1 protein-coding gene and 1 pseudogene are annotated in these 613 nt (G+C 48.9%); both read left to right on the top strand.

Annotated elements, in window-relative coordinates; translation table 11 throughout:
• Positions 1-417 (top strand): SURF1 family protein (locus tag R7E78_RS28095; RefSeq protein ID WP_318058882.1); only part of this gene is annotated, 417 nt, incomplete at its 5' end.
• Positions 414-613, top strand: a pseudogene (locus R7E78_RS28090) (cytochrome oxidase biogenesis cluster protein); the annotation flags it as partial. The gene R7E78_RS28095 and the pseudogene R7E78_RS28090, both read left to right, overlap by 4 nt.

Below are 613 nucleotides of genomic sequence, written 5' to 3'. Positions count from 1 at the left end.
ACCTTAGCGCTTTTAGAATTGGGTTTCGTCGAAGGGCTGCGAACTCGTGATTCTTTACCAACCGTAACGACGTTGAAGAGCCCCACAAACGTAACCGGACGTTTGTATCGCAAATCAATGAATCCGTTAAGCTCAGAATTGATGCCAGAAATGGGAGAGGGGATTCGAGTCCAAAACCTCAATATTTCCGAGCTCAATGAGTTGTTGAATGTAGAGCTGATGCCGGCTGTGTTGCAGCCAGACAACCTAGAAGACTGGGCATATCCATTTCCTTGGAATCCACTTCCACTGACGAGCGCGAAGCATTTTGGGTATGCCGTACAGTGGTTTGTGATGGCTGGCGTGTTCTTACTGCTCACAATGGTTGTGTGTATTCGATGGTTTAGAAAAGCGGCATCACAAGGAGGTGAGGCATGACATCTCAAGTTACAAAAGGGCGGTTTGTGCTGATCGCACTGATTTGCTTATTCGCCTTACCAGCGATTGTTGCAAAGTTGATTTTGGCGCAAGGCTGGTACGAAACGGGCGTGACAAACCGAGGAAAGCTCATCGAACCGTACACAACGTTAGCGCAGTTAGGCCAATCTGCTCCATCGGCGGTGCACGGTTGGCA

The organism is Vibrio sp. YT-19(2023) (assembly GCF_033337395.1).
This window is presented reverse-complemented; position numbering and strand designations above follow the sequence as displayed.